Source organism: Streptomyces sp. JLBT605, from assembly GCF_058215555.1.
The window spans coordinates 5,379,405-5,401,622 of the sequence record NZ_CM177087.1; the positions used below are offsets into that span (position 1 = coordinate 5,379,405).

Genomic DNA, 22,218 nt, shown 5'->3' on the forward strand with positions numbered 1-22,218 from the left:
GCTTGGACACGGTCCGTCCACATTCCGAGGAGCTGAACACCCCATGCCCGCAGACCGCTCCACCATGCCGCCGGTGCGGCTGCACACCGACGCGGAACTCGCGCGGGACGCGCTGTGCACCCCGCTCCTGAACCGCGCGGCACGGCTGGCCCGCTGGCTCGAACCGGGCCTGCGGGTCGGGGCGAACGGCGAGCTGACCGGGGACGCGCTGCGCGCCGCGGTCGAACAACTGGGCCTCGCGGACGACACCTACGGCGCCGACCACACGGCGTACGCCTGGCGGCTGGCCCTGGACATCGGACTCGTCGACTACATCGACAAGGACGAGGAGCCGGAGCGCGCGGACGCCGGCGGCGACGGGCAGGACGACGACGAGTCGGCCGGCTGCGTGCGGCCCGGCACCGAGCTGGCGACCCTCATCGGCGGCAGCCCGCACGACATCCTCGAACTCTGGCTCGGCGGAGTGGACGTGGTGCTGGCCGACGCCGCCACCCCCGACCTCGGCGACCACCTCGACGAGGACGGCGAGGTCGACCTCGACGCGTTCCAGTGGGACCCCCAGGCCGACGCCGACTTCCTCGACGGCGTGCTCCGCAACCTCTACCTGCTGACCGCGCTGGACGAGGACGCCGCCGAACGGCCCGTGCCGCTGCCCGCGCTCGCCGCCTCCCTGATCGTCCCCGACGACATGACCGAGCCCACCGACGACATCCTCCAGGAGGTCTCGGAGGCGATGCTCCGGCTCGACGACCAGTTCCGGCTGCTGGAGCCGTCCGGCCTGGTCGAGTACGAACCGGTCGACGAGGCGCTCATCGAGGAGGTCGACGGCGACGGCGGACACCCCGAGACCGGTCCGGAGCCGGCGGAGCTGGACGCGGAGGACGTCTCCCGCTACGGCATGGTCCGGCTGACCCCGCTCGGCGTCTTCGCGCTGCGCGCCCGGATGCTGGACGCCGGAATCGACGCCCCCGCCGTCGGCGATCTGGCCGACAAGGGCCCGGAGATGCTGCTGGACGCGCTGCCCGGCCACCCGCGCCGGGCCGCACGCGCCGAGGCCGAGGCCTGGCTCGCCCACCGCGCCCCCGACGCGGCCGCCCGGGAGCTGCTCGCCGCCGCCCGTGGCGACGACGAGGACGCGCCACTGCGCCGCCTCGCCTGCCAGCAGGCCCTCACCCTGGTCGGCGCCGAGGCCGAACCGGCCTTCCGCGAGGTCCTCGACGACCGCGAGCTGGGCGGCCTGGCCCGGGTCTGGCTGGCCGAGCGCGGCGTGACCGACGTGCCGGAGCCGCCGGAGGACATGGTCTTCTGGCTGACCGTGGACACCATCGCGGCACAGCTCGCCGCGGACGGCGACTCGGACGAGCTGCGGGAGCTGGTGGAAGGGCTGGTCAGCCGCTCGGAGAGTTTCTTCGAGACAGCCTGGCGGGTCGACCACCCGGCGACCGCGCAGGTGCTGGAGGCGATGGGACGGCTGCACCCCGACAAGAAGACGGCCAAGGCGGCCCGCCGGGCGGCCTTCAAGGCGCGCTCGCGGGGCTGAGCCACCGCGGGCCGAATAGGCCCGCCGATGTCGTGTCACGTTCAACTCCCGTTCGGCCGGGGGCGGGACCGTATGCCCGCAGTCGGAGGAAGAACTGGCCACCCGGGAGACGACCATGCCGCTCAGCCGCAGAGACTTCGCCAAGCGATCCGCCTACACCGGGGCCGGGGTCGCCCTGGTCGGGAGCGCCGCGGTGCTCGCCACCGCGCCCGGCGCGATCGCCGGCGAGGAGGGCACCGAGGCGAGCGGCGAGGACGCGGCGCGCGGCGGCCACCGCTTCGGATACGGGCCGCTCGTGACGGACCCGGACGGCATCCTCGCGCTGCCCGCCGGCTTCTCCTACCGCGTCATCACCCACAGCGGCGTCACCACCCTGGAGTCGGGTGAGCCCACGCCCTCCAACCACGACGGCACCGCGACCTTCGCCGGGCCGCGCGGCACCACCCTGCTCGTCAACAACCACGAGCTGAAGGGCCCGCGCTCCAAGTGGAAGCACCCGGTGCCGCTGACCGAGGGCCTGGTCTACGACCCGGCGGCGTCCGGCGGTTGCACCGTCGTGGAGGTCTCCAAGCACGGCGACCATGTGACCGAGTGGGTGGGCATCGCCGGTACCTCCACCAACTGCGCGGGCGGCCGCACCCCCTGGGGCACCTGGCTGACCTGCGAGGAGAACACCGACCGGGCGGGCCAGAACGGCATGACCAAGGACCACGGCTACGTCTTCGAGGTCGACCCCCACGACCGGCGGGCCAACCTCGACCCCCGGCCCATCAAGGCGCTCGGCCGCTACGACCACGAGGCCGTGGTCGTTGACACCAAGCGCGGCCACCTCTACCTGACCGAGGACGCCTCCGGCCCCAACGGACTGCTCTACCGCTGGACCCCGCCGGAGGGCTTCGCGCACGGCCGGGGCAGGCTGCGCGGCCTCGCCGACGACGCCGGCGTGCTGCAGGCCGCCCTGTGCTTCGACTCCGGCGGCAACGTCGTCGACGACCTGTCGCGCGCCACCAGGACCGGCACGGTCTACGGCGTCGACTGGGTGACGGTGCCGGACCGGGACGCGAAGTCGGTGCCGGTGCGCAAGCAGTTCACCGCGGGACAGGTCACCCGGGCACGCAAGCTGGAAGGCATGTGGTGGGCCGACGGCGGCGCGTACGTCGTCTCCTCCTACGCCCGGGCGGAGAGCCCGGTCGCGCACGACGGCCAGGTGTGGTTCTACGACCCCAAGCGCCGCACCCTCACCCTCAAGGTGCTGCTCGGGGTGAACCCCGAGCCCGGCGAGGACGGCGCTTTCGACGGCCCGGACAACATCACCGTCTCGCCGTACGGCGGGCTGATCATCGCCGAGGACGGCGAGGGCGTCCAGCACCTGTTCGGGGCCACCGACGACGGGCGGACCTACCCGATCGCGCGCAACGACCTGAACATCGGCACCGCAGACGCGCCGGAGTACAGCGAGTTCACCGGCGTCGTCTTCTCTCCCGACGGCCGCACGCTCTACGCCAACATCCAGGACCCGGGCATCATGGTGGCGATCACCGGCCCCTGGCGTCGCCAGCGCGGCTGACCTGCTCGGCGCCGGCGCGGCTGATCCCGCCGGCACGTCCGGCCGGGCCCCGCTCGGGCCCGGCCGGGTCCCTCGGACCGGTCAGAGTGCCTTTCCACCGGGCTTGACCATGCCGCGCACGGTGCGCGAGTCCACGTACTCGCCCAGCGCGGTCATCTCCCACTCACCGGAGAACTGGCGGATCATTTTCGCCATCATCACGCCGGTGCGCGGCTCGGCGTGGGTGAGGTTGAAGCGGACCAGCTCCTCGCCCGTCCCGGCGTCCAGCAGCCGGCAGTACGCCTTGGCGACATCGGTGAACTTCTGACCGGAGAAGGAGTTCACCGTGAAGACCAGCCCGGTCACCTCCGGGGGCAGCCCGCCGAGGTGGACGGTGATGACCTCGTCGTCCCCGCCGCCCTCGCCGGTGAGGTTGTCACCGGAGTGCTGGATGGTGCCGCCCAGGATGCTCAGCTTGCCGAAGAAGCAGTTGTCGATCTTCTTCCGGTCCACGCCGTAGGCGATCACGGACGCGTCCAGGTCGATGGCCTTGCCGCCGAACGCGGGCTCCCAGCCCAGCCCCATCTTCACCGAGGAGAGCAGCGGCTTGCCGCCCTTGACCAGCGAGACCGTCTGGTTCTTCTGGAGGCTGACCCGGCCCTTGTCCAGGTTGATCTTGCCGGCGCCGGCCGCAGGCGCGGCGGCCGGGGCAGGCGGGGCCGCCGGCGGCGCGGCGGGAACCGGCGGGGCCGTCACCGCGCCGGGCGGCGGGAGCTGGACGGCCGGACCGGTGGGCGGCGCCGGCTGCGCGGCGGGCGCGGCCGGTTCCTCGACGGTGACCCCGAAGTCGGTGGCGATCCCGGCCAGGCCGTTGGCGTAGCCCTGACCGACCGCGCGCACCTTCCAGGCGCCGCCGCGCCGGTACACCTCGACGACCACCAGCGCGGTCTCGGGGCCGAGCCGCGGCGGCGTGAAGGTCGCGATGACCGAGCCGTCGTCGGCGCCGCGGACGGTGGCCGTCGGCTCGGTGCCGGCGAAGGTGGCGCCGGGCGTGTCCAGGCTCGCGGTCACCACGACCTTGTCGATGTCGGCCGGGATCGCCGCGGTGTCGACGGTGATGGTGTCACCGCCGCCGGGCGCCGAGGCCGAGTGGGTGACGCCGGGGCCGGCCGGCTGGTTGTAGAAGACGAAGTCGTCGTCGGAGCGCACCTTGCCGTTGGCGGTGAGGAGCAGGCCCGACACGTCGAGCCGCACCGGTGCGGTGACGTCCACCGCCACCCGTGCGACGGGGAGTGGCAGGTTCGAGCCGGGAGTCATAGCGGTCATGTTCCGGGTAACGAACGAGGCCGGTTTACGGTTCCTTGACCTTGCGGAAGCCCGGTGCCCGCCGGAGCGGGACGCCCGTGCCGCCGGCCGGTCGGGATGCGGCCGATTTCCTACCTGTTCCAGACCGAGACCATGTGGATGGAGCGGCACGCGACGGAGAAGAATAGTGGTATGGGCGGCGACAGCCCATGGCCTTCGTCTGCCGCCCCGGAGCGGGAGGCCGGGCGTTACCTGGCCCCGCCCGGCCTCCCTTCCCCTCCTCTCCTCGCCACGTGCCCCGCCGGCCGCCGCACGGCGCCGGCGCGGTGGTCCCCCGGCCGTCCCGGTGCGGCCCGGCCGTCACACCGGCGGCCGTTGATCACGATCGGGTAGCGGCCCCAACCAGTAAGCCAGAAGCCCCCATTGGGCCGCTTCCCACGCGTACCATCTGCATCCATGGACACCGCGAGCGCACGGCGACCCTCGCCGCACCGACAGGAGCTGCCATGAGGCGCCGTCGCTACCGCGGACGCCACCGCAAGGACCGCACGCTGCCGCTGGGCACCGTCGTCATCGCCGCCTCCGCCGCGGCGGGCGTGTATCTGACCGCGGCCCCCGGCGGCGCCAGCGCCGCGGACACCGCGGTCTTCGTCTCCACCACCGGCAGCGACGCCGCCACGGGCACCCGCGCGACCCCCTACCGCACCCTGGCCAGGGCCCTGTCGGCCGCCGAGCCGGGCACCACCATCTGGGTGCGCGGCGGCGTCTACCACCCCGCCGCCCCGCTGCGCGGCGAGATCGACGGCAGCGTGGACCACCGCATCGAGCTGCGGGCGTACGGCTCGGAATCGGTCACCGTGGACGGCTCGAAGCTGGCGGCGGGGGACGCGCTGCTGACGCTCCGCGCCGACTTCTGGACCGTGTCGGGGATCGAGTTCCGCAACTCCCCGGGCAGCGCGGTGGTGTGCGTCTCCTGTACCGGCGAGATCCTGGAGAAGCTGACGACGCGTGCGGGCGGTGGCACCGGTGTGCTGCTGCGCGGCGCCGGGACCCGCGGCAATGTCATCCGCGACGTCGATTCGCACGGCAATCACGGGCGGCCGGGCGCCCCCGTCGCGGACGGTATCGCGCTCATCTCCGGTTCGGGCGGCGGAAATCTCATCACCGGGGCCCGGTCCTACGACAACAGCGGCGACGGAATCCGACTCCGGGACTGGCCCAGCCCGGTCGTCGTCGAGCATTCCTGGGCCGTTCGGAACGGCGGCATCGACGCCCGCCTCGGCGCCCGCACCGTCTCCCGCGGCAACGCCTGGGGAATCCCCTCCAGCCTTGCATCCAAGGGGAGTTGACCCCCGCCTGTCCAGGCTCTCGCCGCTGTCGCAGTGATCTCGTAATACACCGTAAACCTGATCGATGCGTCCGGCGAGCACAATCCAGCACACTCGCTTGCCGTCATTTTCCAAGAACGAGGAGCAGCGCCGTGTCCAGACAGCTCATTGACAAGCCCGAAGCGCCACCGGCCACCGGACAGAACGGAGTCGACCGGTTCTTCCGGATATCGGAGCGCGGGTCGGACTTCGGCCGGGAAATACGCGGCGGATTCGCCACGTTCTTTACGATGGCGTACATTCTCGTGCTCAATCCCATCATCCTGGGGAGTGCCGAGGACAAGTACCACCACCACCTCTCACAGACCCAGCTGGCCACCGCCACCGCTCTGGTCGCCGCGGTGATGACGGTCATCATGGGCGTCGCGGGCAATCTGCCGCTGGCCCTCGCCGCCGGACTCGGCCTCAACGCGGTCGTCGCCTTCCAGATCGCCCCGCAGATGAGCTGGGAAGACGCCATGGGCCTGGTGGTCCTGGAAGGTCTCATCATCTGCGCGCTGGTGCTCACCGGCGTGCGCGAAGCGGTCATGCACGCCATTCCGCAGCCACTGAAGCAGGCGATCAGCGTCGGCATCGGCCTGTTCATCGCGTTCATCGGCTTCATCGACGCAGGCTTCGTCACCCGCATCCCCGGTGGCCCGGGTGAGGGCTCGGTGCCGGTGCAGCTCGGGGCGGACGGCGAGCTGAGCGGCTGGCCGTCGGTGGTCTTCTGCTTCGGCGTGCTGCTGACCATCGCCCTGATGGCCCGCGGCTTCCGGGGCGCGATCCTGATCAGCATCATCGCCACCACCGTGCTGGCGATCGTGGTCAACGAGGTCTTCGACAAGCACGCGGGCTGGGGCGCGATCGAGCCCAAGCTGCCGGATGACGTGGTCTCCTCACCGGACTTCGGCCTGATCGGCGAGTTCGACCTCTTCGGGGCGTGGCACGAGGTCGGCGCCCTCACCCTCGTCCTGATCATCTTCACGCTGATCCTCTCCGACTTCTTCGACACCATGGGCACCGTCGTCGGCGTGAGCAACGAGGCCGGACTGCTGGACGCCCAGGGCAAGGTCCCCAACCTGGGCCGGGTGCTGTTCATCGACAGCGTCGCCGCGGTGGCCGGCGGCGCCTCGTCCGCCTCCTCCTCCACCACCTACATCGAGTCCGCCGCGGGTGTCGGCGAAGGCGCGCGCACCGGCTTCGCGAACCTGGTCACCGGCGGCCTCTTCGGCCTCGCCCTCTTCCTGACCCCGCTGGCGACGGTGGTGCCCGCGCAGGCCGCCGCGCCCGCGCTGGTCGCCGTCGGCTTCCTGCTGATGAGCCAGGTGCGGCACATCGAGTGGGAGAAGTACGAGATCGCCATCCCGGCCTTCCTCACCATCGCCGTCATGCCGTTCACGTACTCCATCACCAACGGCATCGGCGCCGGCTTCGTGAGCTACGTCGTCATCAAGACGGTGCTCGGCAAGGCCCGCGAGGTGCACTGGCTGCTGTGGGGCACCGCCGCCCTCTTCGCCGCCTACTTCGCGATCAACCCGATCCGCGAGCTGCTCACCTGAGCCGCGGCGCGCCGCGCCCGCGCCGAGTCTCCTCGGCGCGGGCGCTCGCATATCCGGACACCCGCTACCGGCGGCGCGCCACCAGCTGCAGCCGGGTCACGGTGTGGCCGTCGAGCGTGGGCACCGGATCCCGCCGCTCCTCGGCCACCTCGAAACCATGGCGCGCCAGCAGCGCGCGCAGCCCCTCCGGGTCCTGGTGCCGGAAGACCCCGCCGTCGGCGATGCCGAAGGTGCCGTACGCGGCCGCCTCGCCGGCATCCCCGTCCGCCCCCGCCGCGTCCTCGCCCGGCGCCGCCGCGCGGTACCGGGCCAGGTGGCGCTCGTCGTCCTGCAAAGGCACATCGCTGAGATAGAGCACCCCGCCCGGCCGGATCAGCCGCGCCAGCTCGGCCAGCGTCTCCTCCTGGGCGCTGCCCTCCGGAATGCAGGTCAGCACCGCGAACAGCAGCGCCGCCTCGAACTCTCCGTCCCGATACGGCAGCGGCGGCCGCTCCACATGGCTCAGCCGCAGCCCCGGACGCTCGGTGCGACCGCGCTCGATGAGCGCCGCGGACGGATCCACCCCCCGCACATCGCGGTACCCGAGCGCGCCGAGCTCGGCCACCAGCCTTCCGTACCCGCAGCCGTAGTCCAGGATCCGCGCGTCGACGGACACGTACCGCGCCAGGAGTTCGGCATCGAGCGGATGGGTGAAGGTGTGCCCGGCACCGGTCGTCTCCCAGTACCGCCGCAGCTGCTCGGATCGCGTCATGCGGTCACGCTACCCACCGCGCGCCGCCGCGCACCCCGCTTCGGCCCGGACCGAAACAGCCGGAAAGTAGCGGGAAGGCGGATCGGAGCGGATCGCCGCAGATGGCAGCAGATTGCGGCGGATCCGCAGCGGATTGAATCGCCGCAGGTCAGCCAGGGTGCGTCCCCGCTGCTTGACGGAACGGCGCGGCGCGGTGCGATGGACGGCTGCGTCGGCGCGGCTGATAGTTGGCGCATGGAGAGCTTGTCAGGAAGTGAGTTCGCGCCCGTCACGACCTACCTCAACACCGCCTCCAGCGGGCTGCTCCCCGCCCGCTCGGTGGCTCCCCTGAAGGCCGCCATCGACGCCGCCGCTTCCGGCGGCGACTACCTCGACGCCGCCTTCGACGCGGTGGAGGAGAGCCGCGCCCGCTACGCCCGGATCGTCGGCGTGCCCGTGCGGCGGGTGGCGGCCGGGGCCTCGGTCGCGGTGTACGTCGGCCTGATCGCCACGTCCCTGCCGACGGGGGCCGAAGTGCTGGTCGCCGAGGGCGATTTCAGTTCGCTGGTGAACCCCTTCACGATGCGCCCGGACCTCAGGCTGCGGATCGTGCCGCTGTCCGAGCTGGCGGAGGCGGTACGCCCCGGCACCGAGCTGGTCGCCGTCAGCGCGGTCCAGTCGGCGGACGGGCGGCTCGCCGACCTCGACGCCCTCACCGAGGCGGCCCGCGCGCACGGGGCCCGCACGCTGGTGGACCTCAGCCAGTCCGCCGGCTGGCTGCCGCTGAGCGCCGACGTCTTCGACTTCACCGTCTGCGTGGGCTTCAAGTGGCTGATGTGCCCGCGCGGCGTCGCCTTCCTGACCGTCCCCGACGACCTCGGCGGGCTCACCCCGGTCTTCGCGGGCTGGGCCGCCGGAGAGAAACCCTGGGAGAGCACCTACGGCCCGGTCACCGAACTCGCGCACTCCGCCCGGCGCTTCGACCAGAGCCCGGCCGTACTCTCCTACCTGGCCGCCCGGCACTCACTCGCCCTGGTCGAGGAGATCGGCCCGGAGGCCATCGGCACCCACGACCGCGCGCTCGCCGACCACTTCCGGGCCGGGGTCACCGCGCTGGGGCACACCCCGCTCCCGGCGCCCGGCTCGGCGATCGTCTCGGTGCCCGGGCTGGGCCACACGGTCGAGGGACTGGCCGAGGCCGAGGTGTATGTGGCCGGCCGGGCGGGCGGTCTGCGGGCCGCCTTCCACCTCCACAACACCAGGGCCGACGCGGACCGGCTGCTGGAGCTGCTGGCGACCCTGCCAGGCCAGGGGTGACGCGCACGCGCGCGGGGTGCCGAGGCGATCGGCCCCGGCACCCCGCGCGCGTGCTGGTCAGCGCACCGGATCAGTGCGCCGCGTCAGCCCACAGGTCACCGCACCGGCGTGAAGTCCCGCGCCCCGATGAAGGCCGGGCGGGGGGCCGGAGCCGCGAAGGGCTCGACCGCGGCGTTCTCGACGCTGTTGAAGACGATGAAGACGTTGCTGCGCGGATACGGCGTGATGTTGTCCCCGGAACCGTGCATGCAGTTGCAGTCGAACCAGGTGGCCGAGCCGGCCTTGCCGGTGAACAGCCGGATGCCGTGCCGGTCGGCGAGGTCGGTCAGCGCCCTGTCCGACGGCGTGCCCGCCTCCTGCATCTTCAGCGACCGCTTGTAGTTGTCCTTCGGCGTCTCACCCGCGCAGCCGAGGAAGGACCGGTGCGAGCCGGGCATGATCATCAGGCCGCCGTTGGTGTCGTGGTTCTCCGTCAGCGCGATGGAGACGGACACCGTGCGCATCCGCGGCAGCCCGTCCTCGGCGTGCCAGGTCTCGAAATCCGAGTGCCAGTAGAAGCCGCTGGCCCCGAACCCCGGCTTGACGTTGATCCGGGACTGGTGGACGTACACCTCGGAGCCCAGGATCTGCCGGGCGCGGCCGACGACACGCGGATCGCGCACCAGGTCCGCGAAGACCTCGCTGATCCGGTGCACCTCGAACACCGACCTCACGTCCCTGGACTTCGGCTCGATGATGGCGCGCTCATCGGCCCGCACGGCCGGATCGGTGATCAGCCGTTCCAGCTCCGCACGGAGGGTGGCCACCTCCTCCGGCGTGACCAGCTGGTCGACGGTGAGGAATCCGTCCCGGTCGAAGCCGTGCAGGTCCGCGGGGGCGATGGGCCCGGGGGCGTCGGCGGGCGACCAGACCACCGGGTCCAGCCGCGGGGTGAGCACCTCGGTCGCGCCCCGGGTCGGGTACAGGTCAGTGACCGTGGTCATCGCTCAGGCCTCCTCCGTGAGCAGGGGATAGACACCGTTCTCGTCGTGGTCCTCCCGTCCGGTGACCGGCGGGTTGAAGACGCAGACGCAGCGGAAGTCGGTCCTGGGCCGCAGGGTGTGCCGCTCATGGCCGTCGAGCAGGTACATCGTGCCCGGGGTGATCAGGTGCTTCTCGCCGGTCTCGTCGTCGGTCAGCTCCGCCTCGCCCTCGACGCACAGCACCGCCTCGAAGTGGTTGGCGTACCACATCGACGTCTCGGTGCCCGCGTACAGCACGGTCTCGTGGAGCGAGAAGCCGACGCCCTCCTTGGCGAGGACGATGCGCTTGCTCTCCCAGGTACCGGACCTGGACTTGACATGCCGGTCGGTTCCCTCGATGTCCTTGAAGGATCGGACGATCACGGTGAGTTGTGCCTTTCTGCTGGTACGGGTGGTGCGCGCGGAAGGGGACGGTCAGGCGGTCTCGCGGACCGCCCGGGCGAGGGTCCGCAGGCCCTCGTCCAGCTCTTCGGGGGAGACGGTGAGCGCCGGCAGCAGCTTGACGACCTCGCTCATCGGGCCGGAGGTCTCCACCAGCAGACCGAGCTCGAAGGCGCGGGCGCAGACCGCCTGGGCACGCGACCGGTCGGCGAACTCCAGCCCCCAGACCAGGCCCCGGCCGCGGTACTCGGCACCCAGGCCGGCGTGCTCGGCGCAGATCACGCGCAGCGCCGCCTCGATCTGCTCGCCGCGCGCCAGCGTCTGCTTCTCCATCCCTCCGTCGGCCCAGTAGGTGCTCAGCGCGGCGGTGGCGGTGACGAACGCCGGGTTGTTCCCGCGGAAGGTTCCGTTGTGCTCGCCCGGCTCCCAGACGTCCAGCTCGGGCCGGAAGAGGGTGAGCGACATGGGCAGCCCGTAGCCGCCGATGGACTTGGAGAGCGTGACGATGTCCGGGGTGATGCCCGCCTCCTCGAACGAGAAGAACGGGCCGGTGCGGCCACAGCCCATCTGGATGTCGTCGACGATCAGCAGCATGTCGCGGCGCTTGCACAGGTCGGCCAGGCCGCGCAGCCACTCCGGGCGTGCCACGTTGATGCCGCCCTCGCCCTGCACCGTCTCGACGATCACCGCGGCGGGCTGGTTGAGCCCCGAGCCCTGGTCCTCCAACAGCCGCTCGAACCAGAGGAAGTCCGGGACCTGGCCGTCCAGGTAGTGGTCGAACGGCATGGGGGTGCCGTGCACCAGCGGAATGCCGGCGCCCGCTCGCTTGAAGGCGTTGCCGGTGACGGCCAGGGCCCCGAGCGACATGCCGTGGAAGGCGTTGGTGAAGGAGACGACCGCCTCCCGGCCCTTGACCTTGCGGGCCAGCTTCAGTGCTGCCTCGACCGCGTTGGTGCCGGTCGGGCCCGGGAACATGACCTTGTACGGCAGGTCGCGCGGGCGCAGCACGATGTTCTGGAACGCCTCCAGGAAGGCGCGCTTGGCCGTGGTGCCCATGTCCAGGCCGTGCGTGACGCCGTCCCGCTCGATGTAGTCGATGAGGGCGCGTTTGAGAACCGGGTTGTTGTGGCCGTAGTTGAGGGCACCGGCGCCGGCGAAGAAGTCGAGGTAGGTGTGGCCGTCCTCGTCGTACATGTAGCTGCCCTGCGCGCGGTCGAAGACGGCGGGCCAGCCACGGCAGTAGCTGCGCACCTCCGACTCCAGGGTCTCGAAGACACTCAGTGCGGGCGGGGTGATGGTCACGGCATTCTCCTGAAGGATGCGTGGCGAGGGGGGAGGAAGTCCGGGGTCTGCGGGGTGGGAAACGCAGGTCGGGTGCCCGGTGCGGGTGGGTGGGCCCGGCGAGGGCGGGGGATGCGGTGCGGGCGGCAGGTCCGGTCAGCGCGCGAGAGGGCCGATGCGGTAGAGCACTTCGGGCTCGTGCGTGCCGTCCGGGAACAGGCTGCCGTGGAAGAGCACCTCACGACTGACATCCGCGCCATGGCGCTCTGCAAACGAGGTGAACAGCCGGTTCGAGGCGGTGTTGTCCGGCGTGATGGTGGTTTCGATCCCCTGGATCCCCGCCGTCCGCGCGACCCGCGCGGTCAGTCCGTCCAGCAGGGCCGCCGCCAGCCCCCGGCCGCGGTACGCGTGGTCGACGGCGACCTGCCAGACCACCAGGGTCTGGGGGCGTTCCGGGCGGATGTAGCCGGTGACGAAGCCGACGGCCTCGCCCTGGGCGTCGCGGGCCACCACCGAGGTGGCGGCGAAGTCGCGACACCACAGCAGGTAGCTGTACGACGAGTTGAGGTCCAGGGCCTTGGAGTCGCGGGCGATGCGCCAGATCGCGGCTCCGTCCTCGACGCGTGGGGCGTCGATCCGCAGTCCTTCCGGCATTTCTGTGAATTCGTCACGGGCACGTGCAAGATCTGCTGGTGCGGGGGTCATGCGAATTGAATTTACCGAGGAGAATCCTGAATTGCATCGCCGGGAGGGGTTACGTGGACGGGGGTGGTCGTGTTATCGCGCGGACGCGCGTGCGCGCGGGCCCGGGGAAAGAGGTGATTTGCCCCGGTGAGTATCGGGCGAAACGGACGTCCTGTGGAGTGTGTCACATGTACGTAACGACGAGGAGATGTGCGTGAATTAGCCCCGCGTGAACCTTGCTTCGACCCTTGTGGAATCTAGCGAAATCTTGGCGTTTAAGGTTCGGAAAACCGGGCAGAAGAATATGGGAAGCTGCGCTGAAAAGGGCGGCGAAAATTGTCGCGGCAATCACGGGAATTTAACGCGTAATGGTGTGTGGCGGAATCGGCCGGGGGCGGCCCGCGGGGCGCCGGGCCCGCCGGCCGGCCGGGGCGGCCCCGCCCGGTGCCCGGGCGTGTACCCCGCGGCGGGTGGTGCTCGTACAGTGCGGAGCATGAGCGATAGCGCGGTGCTGCACATCAAGGGACGCGTACTGGTCGGGCCGGAGCCCGGCGAGACCCGCGACGAACTCTGGGTGATCGACGGGAAGATCTCGTACGACCGGCCCACCGGGGCCTCGGCCCGCGACGTCACCCTCGTCGAGGGCTGGGCACTGCCCGGCCTGGTCGACGCGCACTGCCATGTCGGGCTCGACGCCCACGGCCCGGTCGACAAGGCGGTCAGCGAGAGCCAGGCGCTGCGCGAGCGGGAGATCGGCGCGCTGCTGCTGCGGGACGCCGGATCGCCGTCCGACACCCGGTGGATCGACGACCGCGAGGACCTGCCGCGCATCATCCGGGCCGGCCGCCACATCGCCCGCACCAGGCGCTACATCCGCAACTACGCGCATGAGATCGAGCCGGCCGACCTCGTCGCCTATGTCGGCCGCGAGGCGCGCCGCGGCGACGGCTGGGTCAAGCTCGTCGGCGACTGGATCGACCGGGAGACCGGAGACCTCGGCGCCTGCTGGCCGCGTGGCGAGGTCGAGGCGGCGATCGCGGAGGCGCACCGGCTGGGCGCCCGGGTCACCGCCCACTGTTTCGCGGAGGAGACCCTCGCCCCGCTGGTGGAGGCGGGCATCGACTGCGTCGAGCACGCCACCGGCCTCACCGAGGAGACCATCCCGCTGTTCGCCGAGCGCGGGGTGGCCATCGTGCCGACGCTGGTCAACATCGCGACCTTCCCGCGGCTGGCGCAGGGCGGCGAGGCGAAGTTCCCCCGCTGGGCGGACCACATGCGGCGCCTCCACGCCCGCCGCTACGACACCGTGCGCGCGGCCTACGACGCCGGCGTGCCCATCTACGCGGGGACGGACGCGGGCGGTTCGCTGGCCCACGGGCTGATCGCCCAGGAGGTCGCCGAGCTGACCCGCGCCGGTATCCCGGCGGTCGACGCGCTGTCCGCGACCACCTGGGGCGCGCGCGCCTGGCTCGGCCGCCCCGGGCTGGAGGAGGGCTCCCCGGCCGACCTGGTGGTCTACGAGGCCGACCCGCGCGCGGATGTGCGGGTGCTGGCGGCGCCCCGCCGGGTGGTGCTGCGGGGGCGAGTGGTGCGGTAGGAATCGAAAGCAGGGACGAGAGTCACCCGGTGGGATGAACTCACCACGGGTGGCTGACCGTTCACGTTGGGTGCGCGAGTATGGCCGGGGTCGAGGCCGTCGGCACCCGTGATGTCCCCCGTAGACGGGTGCCGACGGCTCCAAGTCTCTTGTGGGGGTTCCACACACGTGTCCTGTTCCACCAACTACTCCTTCCCCGGTGTGCCTGCTCGTCGTGGAGGCGCTGTGGCCGGTGTCGCGGCCGCCGTCCTGGCGCTGGGCGCCGCGTCGGCGTACGCCACCGGCGGCAACGCGGCCGCGGACAGCGGCGGTTCCGCCGGGCGCGCCGACGCGGTCGTGCTCCGCACCGGGCTCGACGTGTCGCTGCTCGGCAAGGCCGCCGATGTGCCGGTGGACCTCGTGCTGAACGAGGTCCACGCGCCCGCCGACGCGCACCAGACGACGCTCAGCACTACGCTGGACGGCGTCGAGGGCGGCAAGCCCGTCCAGTTGCTGCGGGCCGATGTGGCCACCGCGCGCGCCACCACCAACCGGACCACCGCCCAGGGGTACGCCAACCTCGTCCGGGCCAAACTCCATGTGCCGGGCCTGCCGTTGCTCTCGCTGATCGAGATCGAGCAGGTCACCTCCAAGGCGGTGTGCCGGGCGGGGAAGCGACCGACGGCCACCTCCACCCTGCCGGGCAGCGTGCTGGTGCTCGGCAAGAAGGTCACCTTGAGCGCGTCGGGCACGGCTCAGGTCTCCGTCCCCGGGGTCGGCGAGGTCCGGCTCGACCTGGCGCGGACCACGACCACGGCCCGCTCGGCGGCCGCCACCGCGCTCGACCTGAAGGTCTCGGTGGACCCGCTGAAGCTGGGCGTGGCCAAGGTCGAGGGCCGGCTCACCCTGGCGGAGGCGAGCTGCAAGGCTCCCGTTGTGCGGCGGGCCGAGTCCGAAGATCCGGCGAAGCCTACGAAGCCCGCCGAGGAGAAGCCCGCTCAGGAGAAGCCGGGTGCCGGTTCGGGCACCGGGGTGAAGGCGGGGGCCGGTCAGCGGCCGGAGAACCTCGCCGAGACGGGCAGCAGTTCCAGCACGCCGTATGTCGCGGGTGGCGCGGGGGCGCTGGTCGTCCTGGGTGCCGGAGCGGTGGTGCTGAGCCGCCGCCGGCGCGCCGCGGGTGGGCGGCGCCGGGGCTGAGGCCCTGACCGGGCGGGGGCGGGCCGGGCGTGTGGTCGCCGGCCCGCCCCCTTCCACTTCCGCTGCCGGCCCGCCCGCTCAGGGGTGGTGGCCCCCGCTCGCCGCCGCGCCGGTGGCGTCAGGCGAGGACCTCGGCGAGGGCGGCGATGAAGCGGTCGGTGGTGCCGGGATCGCGGACGGCGAGGCGCAGCCAGTCCGGGCCGAGCCCCGGAAAAGTGTCACCGCGCCGCGCGGCGAAACCGTGGTCGCGCAGCCGGGCGCGGACCGCCGCCGCGTCGGGCAGGCGGAGGAGCACGAACGGGCCGGCCGCCGGCCCGCAGACCCGGATCCGGGGGAACTCCGCCAGGCGGGCGAGGAGATGGGCCCGGTCCGCGGCGGTCCGCTCGGCGGCACGGGCGGCCTCCGCCAGCGCCCGGGGGGAACAACATGCCTCCGCGGCGACCAGGGCGGGGGTGGAAACCGGCCACAGCGGCTGGGCACGCTCCAGAGCCGTGATGGTGTCCGGCTCCGCCAGTACGTAGCCGATGCGCAGCCCTGCCAGGCCCCAGGTCTTGGTCAGGCTGCGCAGCACGATCAGGCCGGGGAGGTCGTGACCGGCCAGCGACGCGGCCTCTCCCGGGACCGCGTCCATGAACGCCTCGTCGACCACCAGGAAACGGCCGGGACGGGCCAGGGCGGCCAGGTCGGCGGCCGGATGCAGCACCGATGTGGGGTTGGTCGGGTTGCCGATGACGACCAGGTCGGCGTCCTCGGGTATCCGGTCCGGGTCCAGGCGGAAGCCGTCCTCCTCGGTGAGCAGCAGCCGCTCGACGCGGTGGCCCGCATCGCGCAGGGCCGCCTCCGGCTCGGTGAACTGCGGATGCACCACGGCCGGCCGGCGCGCGGGCAGCGCGCGGGCCAGCAGCACGAAGGCCTCGGCCGCGCCGGCGGTCAGCAGGACCCGTTCGCAGGGCAGCCCATGGCGGTCGGCGACCGCGCGGCGCGCCGCCCGCCCGTCCGGGTAGGCGGCCAGCCCGTCCAGGGACGCGGCGATGCGGGCCTTCAGCCAGGCCGGGGGCGTGTCACTGCGGACGTTCACCGCCAGGTCGGTCAGTCCGGCGCCGCGGACCTCCGCGTCCCCGTGGTGCCGCAGATCGATCTCAGCGGACATGGGTTTCCACCGCTTCCCGGTAGCGGTCCATGACCGCCGTGATCAGCTCCTTGGCAGGGCCGATCGGCTCGGCGCGGACCACTTCCACCCACGGATAGGCCAGCGCCGCCCCTTCGGCCTGCTGCCACGCCCGGTCGGCGAGGCCGCCGGGGAAGAGCAGATACGGCAGGACGACGACCCGGCGCGCACCGAGCCGGGCGCAGCGGTCCAGGCCCGACGCCACATCCGGAGCGGCCAGCGAGACGAAGGCGGTCTCCACGCCCGCGAAGCCGCGGCCCTCCCACAGCAGCCGGGCGGCCCGGTGCACCTCGGCGTTGGCGACCGGGTCGCTGGAGCCGTCGCTGACCAGCAGCACCGTCGTCCCGGCCCGGTCCGAGGGCGTCCGGACCCCGTTCCCCAGGGCCTCGTCGAGGCGGCGCTCCAGCAGGTCCAGCAGCATGGCGTGGGTGCCGACCGGGCCGGCGAGCGCATGGAGGGTGCCGGGGTGCCGCAGGCGGGCGTCGGCCAGCGCCGCGGCGATCGACTCCCGCATCCGGCCGTCCGGAGCCAGGCTCAGCGGAACCGTCACCACCTGCGAGGCGCCATGCTCGGCGAGCACCTCCAGCGCGTCCGCCAGCGCCGGGGTGTCCGGGGGGACGCAGCCACCGACGACGGGGAGACCGGGGTGGGCGGCGCCCAACTCCTCCACCAAGATCTGGAACGCCGCGGCGGCCGACTCGTCTCGGGTGCCGTGGCCTGCGATGAGCAACGCGGGCGGGCTGGTCAAGGAATCTCCTCGGGCAAGCGGGCCCCGGACGACAGTCGGGGGTGAAGGTCGGACTCACATCCGGCGTCCTCCGGGCGGGCCTGCGGGTGGGGCCCGGGAGGAGGAACCGGCAACACGCACCATGTTTGCGCGAGACGTTACTGACGGGCCCGCGTGCCCATGCAGCCGGGGGTGACCGGACCGTCCGCGGTCACCCGCCGTGGGCGGACGGTACGCGGCGGGCCACCGCGCAGGTGACCCGGGCCGGCCGGCCGTCCGCCGGGGCCGACTTCCGTTTGGCGACCAGGAGTTCGGCACCGGAGGGCCCGGCGGCCAGCAGGGCCGCGGCCTCGGCGACGCTCGGCGTACCCACCGCCGCCCGGGCGGCGGCGGACGGGCTCGGCACGGGCACGGCCGCCAGCGCCGCCGCCTCGAAGGCGAGCAGCGGCACCCCCAGCTCCGCCGAGGCGGCGGCCAGCCCCGGCTCGCCGGCCCTGGCCGCGCAGGTGGCCAGGGCCCGCACCGCCCCCGGCTCCAGCCCGGCCTCGGCCAGGGTCAGCCGGACCAGCCCGAGCACCTCCTCCGGCGGGGCGCCACGGCGGGCGCCCACCCCGACGAACAGCGGACCGGTCATGCCGGGCAACCGCCGGCGAGGCGCACCGCGGTGGCCGGGGCGGAGGCCCAGTGCACATGCAGATACGAGGCGTGCACCGAACCCGGCGCGAAGCCCTCCACCCGCCGCTCGGGGTACACCATCCCCCAGGCCGCCTCCGGCCCGGCGCCCGGCTCGACGGTCGTGCGGTGGAACTCATGGCCGCGCATCCGGGTCCCGGCCGCCGCCAGCACGTTGTCCTGGATCGCGACGGCCTCCCGGTAGCCGAGGGTCAGCCGCTCCGTCATCCGCCCATGGGCGGGCAGCACCCCGCACATCGGCAGCGGAGCCTGGCCGTCGGAGGCGTCCAGCGAGCGCGCCAGATACAGCAGGCCCGCGCACTCGGCGGCGATCGGACCGCCGGCGGCGGCCAGCCGCGCCACCGCCGCGCGCAGCGGCTCGTTCGCGGACAGCTCCGGCGCGTACACCTCGGGAAAGCCGCCGCCGATCACCAGACCTCCGGTGCCGTCCGGCAGCTTCTCGTCGCGCAGCGGGTCGAAGCCCACCACCTCCGCGCCCGCCGCCCGCAGCAGCTCGGCATGCTCGGCGTAGGAGAAGGTGAACGCGGCACCGCCCGCGACCGCCACCACCGGCCGCCGCCCCGGCCGCGCGGCGGCCACCTCGGCCACCTCGGCGGCGGGGTCCCAGACGGTCGAGGCCAGCGGGGGAGCGCTGCGCGCCAGCGCCATCAGGCCGTCCAGATCACAGCCCTGGCGGATCTGCGCGGCGAGCGCGGCCACCGACTCCACCGCGTCGGCGCGGCGTTCGGCGACCGGCACCAGACCCAGGTGACGGCTGGGGGTGCGGACCGTCCCCACCCGGCGAAGCGCGCCGAGCACCGGCACCCCGGATCCGTCCAGCGCCTCCCGCAGCAACGCCTCGTGCCGGTCGGAGCCGACCTTGTTGAGGATCACCCCGGCCAGCCGGACCTCCGGGTCCCAGGACGCGAAGCCGTGCACCAGCGCCGCGACCGAACGGGACTGCGAGGACGCGTCGACCACCAGCACCACCGGGGCGCGCAGCAGCTTCGCCACATGCGCCGTGGAGGCCAGCTCGCCCTGGTTGCTGGCACCGTCGAACAGCCCCATCACCCCCTCCACCACGGCCAGGTCGCAGCCCGCCGCGCCGTGCAGGAAGAGCGGGGCGATCCGCTCCGGCCCGCACAGGTAGGCGTCGAGGTTGCGGCCCGGCCGGCCGGTGGCGAGGGCGTGGTAGCCCGGGTCGATGTAGTCCGGCCCCACCTTGTGCGGCGACACCGCGAGCCCGGCCTCGGTGAACGCGGCCATCAGCCCGGTGGCGACGGTGGTCTTGCCGCTGCCGGACGACGGCGCCGCGATCACCAGCCGGGGCACCTGATGGGTGCCGGGCGAGGACAGCGGTCCGCTCACCACTCGATGCCCCGCTGGCCCTTCTGGCCCGCGTCCATCGGATGCTTGACCTTGGACATGTCGGTGACCAGGTCCGCGAAGTCCAGCAGCGGCTGCGGGGCGTTCCGGCCGGTGATCACCACGTGCTGGGTGCCCGGCCGGTCGCGCAGCACCGAGACGACCTCCTCGGTGTCCACCCACCCCCAGTGCATCGGATAGGCGAACTCGTCCAGCACGTACAGCTTGTACCGCTCCTCGGCGAGGCAGCGCTTGACCTGCTCCCAGCCCTCGCGCGCCTTGTCCTCGTTGGACATCTCGCCGTCGCGCTGGATCCAGGACCAGCCCTCGCCCATCTTGTGCCAGTCGACGGTGCCGCCCTCGCCGGAGGCGCCCAGCACCTTCAGCGCGTTCTCCTCGCCCACCTTCCACTTGGCGGACTTCACGAACTGGAACACCCCGATCGGCCAGCCCTGGTTCCAGGCGCGCAGCGCCAGCCCGAACGCGGCGGTCGACTTGCCCTTGCCGATGCCGGTGTGCACCATCACCAGCGGGCGATTGCGGCGCTGCCGGGTGGTGAGCCCGTCGTCGGGGACGGTGGTCGGCTGTCCTTGTGGCATTAAGCGGCCCTCCGGGTCTTCTGAGCGGTCCGTACATCACGTACCAGCGCGGTCACATGGTCCGCGCGGAGTTCATCGAGGGTGACCGGCGTGGCGTGCAGCCGGCCGGCCAGCCCGGCCGCCAGGCCCAGCCGGACCGGGCCCGACTCGCAGTCCACCACCACCGAGGCGACCTGATCGCCAGCCAGCAGCGCCGCCGCGCGGCCCGCCCGGACCACCGGCTCGGGGCCACCGGTGGCCCGCCCGTCGGTCACCACCACCAGCAGCGGGCGGCGCGCCGGATCGCGCAGCCGCTCGATCCGCAGCACCTCACGAGCCATCACCAGCCCCTCGGCCAGCGGCGTCCGGCCGCCGGTCGGCAGCTTCTCCAGCCGGGCTGCGGCGGCGTCCACCGAGGAGGTCGGCGGCAGCGCCAGCTCCGCCCCCGAGCCCCGGAAGGAGATCAGCCCCACCTTGTCGCGCCGCTGGTAGGCGTCGAGCAGCAGCGAGAGCACCGCGCCCTTGACCGCGCTCATCCGCTGCCGGGCCGCCATCGACCCGGAGGCGTCCACCACGAAGAGCACCAGATTGCTCTCGCGCCCCTCACGCACCGCCTCCCGCAGATCGTCCCGGCGGATCACCAGCCCCCGACCGCTGCGCCCGCGCGCCCGCTGGTGCGGGGCGGCGGCCTGCACGGTGGCCGTCAGGTGCAGCGCGGAGAGCGAGCCGCTCCTGGGGAGCCGGGCGCCGGTGGTGCGGCCCTGCGCGGTACGCGCCCGGGACCGGCGCCCGGCCGCCCCCTCGCCCAGCCCCGGCACATCCAGCTTCCGGGCCCGGAACGGCTCACCCGCCCCGACCGCCCTCTGCTCGGCGCCCCCGCCCGGCGCGGGAGCCGGAGCGCCGGAACCCTCGCCGGAGTCCTGGCCCGCGGGCTGCTCCGGGCCGGCCGCCGTCTCGGCCTCCGGGCGCTGCCCGGGCAGGGAGGGATCCGGCTGCTCGGCGGCGGCCTGGCCGTCGGCCGGCGGCGTCCCCTGCGGCGCCCCGCCGCCCGGACCATCGGGTCCGTCCGGTCCGCCGTCGTCCTCCGGCCCCTCCGGCTCGGGGTCCGGCTCCGGGTCGGGCTCCTCCTCCGCGAACTGCCGCAGCACCTCGTCGAGCTTCTCCTCGTCCAGCCCCGGCGCGTCGAACGGGTTCCGCCGCCGCCGGTGCGGCAGCGCGAGCAGCGCGGCCTGCCGCACATCGGCGGTGGTCACCTCGGTACGGCCGGCCCAGGCGGACAGCGCCGTCGCGGTGCGCGCCGTGACGATGTCCGCCCGCATCCCGTCCACCTCGAACGCCGCGCACACCGCCGCGATCTGCCGCAGCGCGGTGTCACCCAGCCGCACCTGGGGCAGCAGGGCGCGCGCCGCGGCGATCCGCTCCCGCAGCTGCCCCTCCTCCGCCGCCCACCGCGCGCGGAAGGCGGCCGGATCCTCGTCGTACGCCAGCCGGCGGCGCACCACCTCGACCCGCTCGTCCGGCTCCCGGGAGGCGGCGACCTCGACCGTCAGCCCGAAGCGGTCCAGCAGCTGCGGCCGCAGCTCACCCTCCTCCGGGTTCATCGTGCCGACCAGCAGGAAACGGGCCGCGTGCCGCACCGAGACGCCCTCGCGCTCCACGTACGAGGAGCCCATCGCCGCCGCGTCGAGCAGCACGTCGATGAGGTGGTCACCCAGCAGGTTGACCTCGTCCACGTAGAGGATCCCGCGGTGCGCGTCCGCCAGCAGCCCTGGCTGGAACGCCTTCACGCCCTCCGCGAGCGCACGCTCGATGTCCAGCGAGCCGACCACCCGGTCCTCGGAGGCACCGACCGGCAGCTCGACCAGACGCGTCGGCCGCGCGCCGCCGGTACCGGTCTCGTGCGGGCCGTCCGGGCACCGCGGATCGGGCCCGGCCGGGTCACAGTTGAACCGGCACCCGGCGACGACCTCGATCCGCGGCAGCAGTGCCGACAGGGCCCGCACCATCGTGCTCTTGGCCGTTCCCTTCTCGCCGCGCACCAGCACCCCGCCGATCGCCGGGGAAATCGCGTTGAGCAGCAGGCCGAGCCGCATGTCGGCCATGCCGACAACCGCGGTGAACGGGTAAGGGGCGGTGGTCATATGGTCGTACCTCCTGCGGTAACTCGTCGGACGAGCGGCGAAATCCAGCCCGTCCGGCG

Annotated in this window: 19 protein-coding genes; 7 read left to right on the forward strand and 12 right to left on the reverse strand. The window is 73.1% G+C overall.

Translation table 11 applies throughout. The annotated features are described in order from the left end of the window. Positions 1 to 43: 43 nt before the first annotated feature. Together AC4BDD_RS23460 and AC4BDD_RS23465 are read left to right on the forward strand one after the other, a co-directional pair. The gene (locus AC4BDD_RS23460; RefSeq protein WP_490687438.1) at positions 44 to 1,540 is read left to right on the forward strand and encodes a hypothetical protein; all 1,497 of its coding nucleotides are present in this window, start codon (positions 44 to 46) and stop codon (positions 1,538 to 1,540) included. Between the two features lie 115 nt (positions 1,541 to 1,655). Further along, positions 1,656 to 3,107, forward strand: a complete 1,452-nt coding sequence (locus AC4BDD_RS23465; protein ID WP_490687439.1) for an alkaline phosphatase PhoX — start codon at positions 1,656 to 1,658, stop codon at positions 3,105 to 3,107. A gap of 81 nt (positions 3,108 to 3,188) precedes the next feature. Here the strand turns inward: AC4BDD_RS23465 and AC4BDD_RS23470 are convergent, their stop codons facing one another. Beyond that, complete coding sequence (locus AC4BDD_RS23470; RefSeq protein WP_490687440.1) at positions 3,189 to 4,403, reverse strand: TerD family protein; 1,215 nt, start codon at positions 4,401 to 4,403, stop codon at positions 3,189 to 3,191. A 494-nt stretch (positions 4,404 to 4,897) separates the two neighbouring features. Between AC4BDD_RS23470 and AC4BDD_RS23475 the strand changes: the two genes are divergently transcribed. Next, entirely contained in the window at positions 4,898 to 5,740 is an 843-nt protein-coding gene (locus AC4BDD_RS23475) for a right-handed parallel beta-helix repeat-containing protein (protein WP_490687441.1), read from the forward strand. Between the two features lie 131 nt (positions 5,741 to 5,871). Continuing rightward, positions 5,872 to 7,320 carry an NCS2 family permease gene (locus tag AC4BDD_RS23480; protein ID WP_490687442.1) on the forward strand — a complete coding sequence of 483 codons (1,449 nt, stop codon included), beginning with the start codon at positions 5,872 to 5,874 and terminating at the stop codon, positions 7,318 to 7,320. 64 nt (positions 7,321 to 7,384) lie between these two features. Here the strand turns inward: AC4BDD_RS23480 and AC4BDD_RS23485 are convergent, their stop codons facing one another. After that, complete coding sequence (locus tag AC4BDD_RS23485; RefSeq protein ID WP_490687443.1) at positions 7,385 to 8,071, reverse strand: class I SAM-dependent methyltransferase; 687 nt, start codon at positions 8,069 to 8,071, stop codon at positions 7,385 to 7,387. Positions 8,072 to 8,305: 234 nt separating this feature from the next. Between AC4BDD_RS23485 and AC4BDD_RS23490 the strand changes: the two genes are divergently transcribed. Then, positions 8,306 to 9,367, forward strand: coding sequence for an aminotransferase class V-fold PLP-dependent enzyme (locus tag AC4BDD_RS23490; RefSeq protein ID WP_490687444.1), 1,062 nt, complete (start codon positions 8,306 to 8,308; stop codon positions 9,365 to 9,367). 95 nt (positions 9,368 to 9,462) lie between these two features. Here the strand turns inward: AC4BDD_RS23490 and thpD are convergent, their stop codons facing one another. The 4 genes from thpD to ectA all read right to left on the reverse strand — a co-directional run bounded on the left by thpD (position 9,463) and on the right by ectA (position 12,756). Next, entirely contained in the window at positions 9,463 to 10,350 is an 888-nt protein-coding gene (thpD, locus tag AC4BDD_RS23495) for an ectoine hydroxylase (RefSeq protein WP_490687445.1), read from the reverse strand. Positions 10,351 to 10,353: 3 nt separating this feature from the next. Further along, entirely contained in the window at positions 10,354 to 10,752 is a 399-nt protein-coding gene (locus AC4BDD_RS23500; protein ID WP_490687446.1) for an ectoine synthase, read from the reverse strand. A gap of 51 nt (positions 10,753 to 10,803) precedes the next feature. Then, the gene (gene ectB, locus AC4BDD_RS23505) at positions 10,804 to 12,072 is read right to left on the reverse strand and encodes a diaminobutyrate--2-oxoglutarate transaminase (RefSeq protein WP_490687447.1); all 1,269 of its coding nucleotides are present in this window, start codon (positions 12,070 to 12,072) and stop codon (positions 10,804 to 10,806) included. A 135-nt stretch (positions 12,073 to 12,207) separates the two neighbouring features. Continuing rightward, positions 12,208 to 12,756 carry a diaminobutyrate acetyltransferase gene (gene ectA, locus AC4BDD_RS23510; protein ID WP_490687448.1) on the reverse strand — a complete coding sequence of 183 codons (549 nt, stop codon included), beginning with the start codon at positions 12,754 to 12,756 and terminating at the stop codon, positions 12,208 to 12,210. A gap of 472 nt (positions 12,757 to 13,228) precedes the next feature. Between ectA and AC4BDD_RS23515 the strand changes: the two genes are divergently transcribed. Both AC4BDD_RS23515 and AC4BDD_RS23520 read left to right on the forward strand, forming a co-directional pair. After that, positions 13,229 to 14,332, forward strand: a complete 1,104-nt coding sequence (locus AC4BDD_RS23515; protein ID WP_490687449.1) for an amidohydrolase family protein — start codon at positions 13,229 to 13,231, stop codon at positions 14,330 to 14,332. Between the two features lie 225 nt (positions 14,333 to 14,557). After that, positions 14,558 to 15,508, forward strand: a complete 951-nt coding sequence (locus tag AC4BDD_RS23520) for an SCO1860 family LAETG-anchored protein (protein ID WP_490687450.1) — start codon at positions 14,558 to 14,560, stop codon at positions 15,506 to 15,508. 118 nt (positions 15,509 to 15,626) lie between these two features. On the opposite strand, the gene cobC is transcribed toward AC4BDD_RS23520, so the two are convergent. The 6 genes from cobC to AC4BDD_RS23550 all read right to left on the reverse strand — a co-directional run bounded on the left by cobC (position 15,627) and on the right by AC4BDD_RS23550 (position 22,159). Next, a complete protein-coding gene (gene cobC, locus AC4BDD_RS23525) occupies positions 15,627 to 16,658 on the reverse strand; it encodes an Rv2231c family histidinol phosphate aminotransferase CobC (protein ID WP_490687451.1) in 1,032 nt (343 codons plus the stop codon). After that, positions 16,648 to 17,424, reverse strand: a complete 777-nt coding sequence (locus tag AC4BDD_RS23530) for a sirohydrochlorin chelatase (RefSeq protein WP_490687452.1) — start codon at positions 17,422 to 17,424, stop codon at positions 16,648 to 16,650. The genes cobC and AC4BDD_RS23530 overlap by 11 nt, the downstream gene beginning before the upstream one ends. Positions 17,425 to 17,614: 190 nt before the next feature. After that, positions 17,615 to 18,037, reverse strand: a complete 423-nt coding sequence (locus AC4BDD_RS23535; protein WP_490687453.1) for a cobalamin biosynthesis protein — start codon at positions 18,035 to 18,037, stop codon at positions 17,615 to 17,617. Beyond that, on the reverse strand, positions 18,034 to 19,443 hold the full coding sequence (locus AC4BDD_RS23540) for a cobyrinic acid a,c-diamide synthase CobB (RefSeq protein ID WP_490687454.1): 1,410 nt from the start codon (positions 19,441 to 19,443) through the stop codon (positions 18,034 to 18,036). The genes AC4BDD_RS23535 and AC4BDD_RS23540 overlap by 4 nt, the downstream gene beginning before the upstream one ends. Continuing rightward, complete coding sequence (gene cobO, locus AC4BDD_RS23545) at positions 19,440 to 20,039, reverse strand: cob(I)yrinic acid a,c-diamide adenosyltransferase (protein ID WP_490687455.1); 600 nt, start codon at positions 20,037 to 20,039, stop codon at positions 19,440 to 19,442. Before cobO ends, AC4BDD_RS23540 begins: the two co-directional genes overlap by 4 nt. Next, complete coding sequence (locus AC4BDD_RS23550; RefSeq protein ID WP_490687456.1) at positions 20,039 to 22,159, reverse strand: putative cobaltochelatase; 2,121 nt, start codon at positions 22,157 to 22,159, stop codon at positions 20,039 to 20,041. Before AC4BDD_RS23550 ends, cobO begins: the two co-directional genes overlap by 1 nt. Positions 22,160 to 22,218 lie beyond the last annotated feature (59 nt).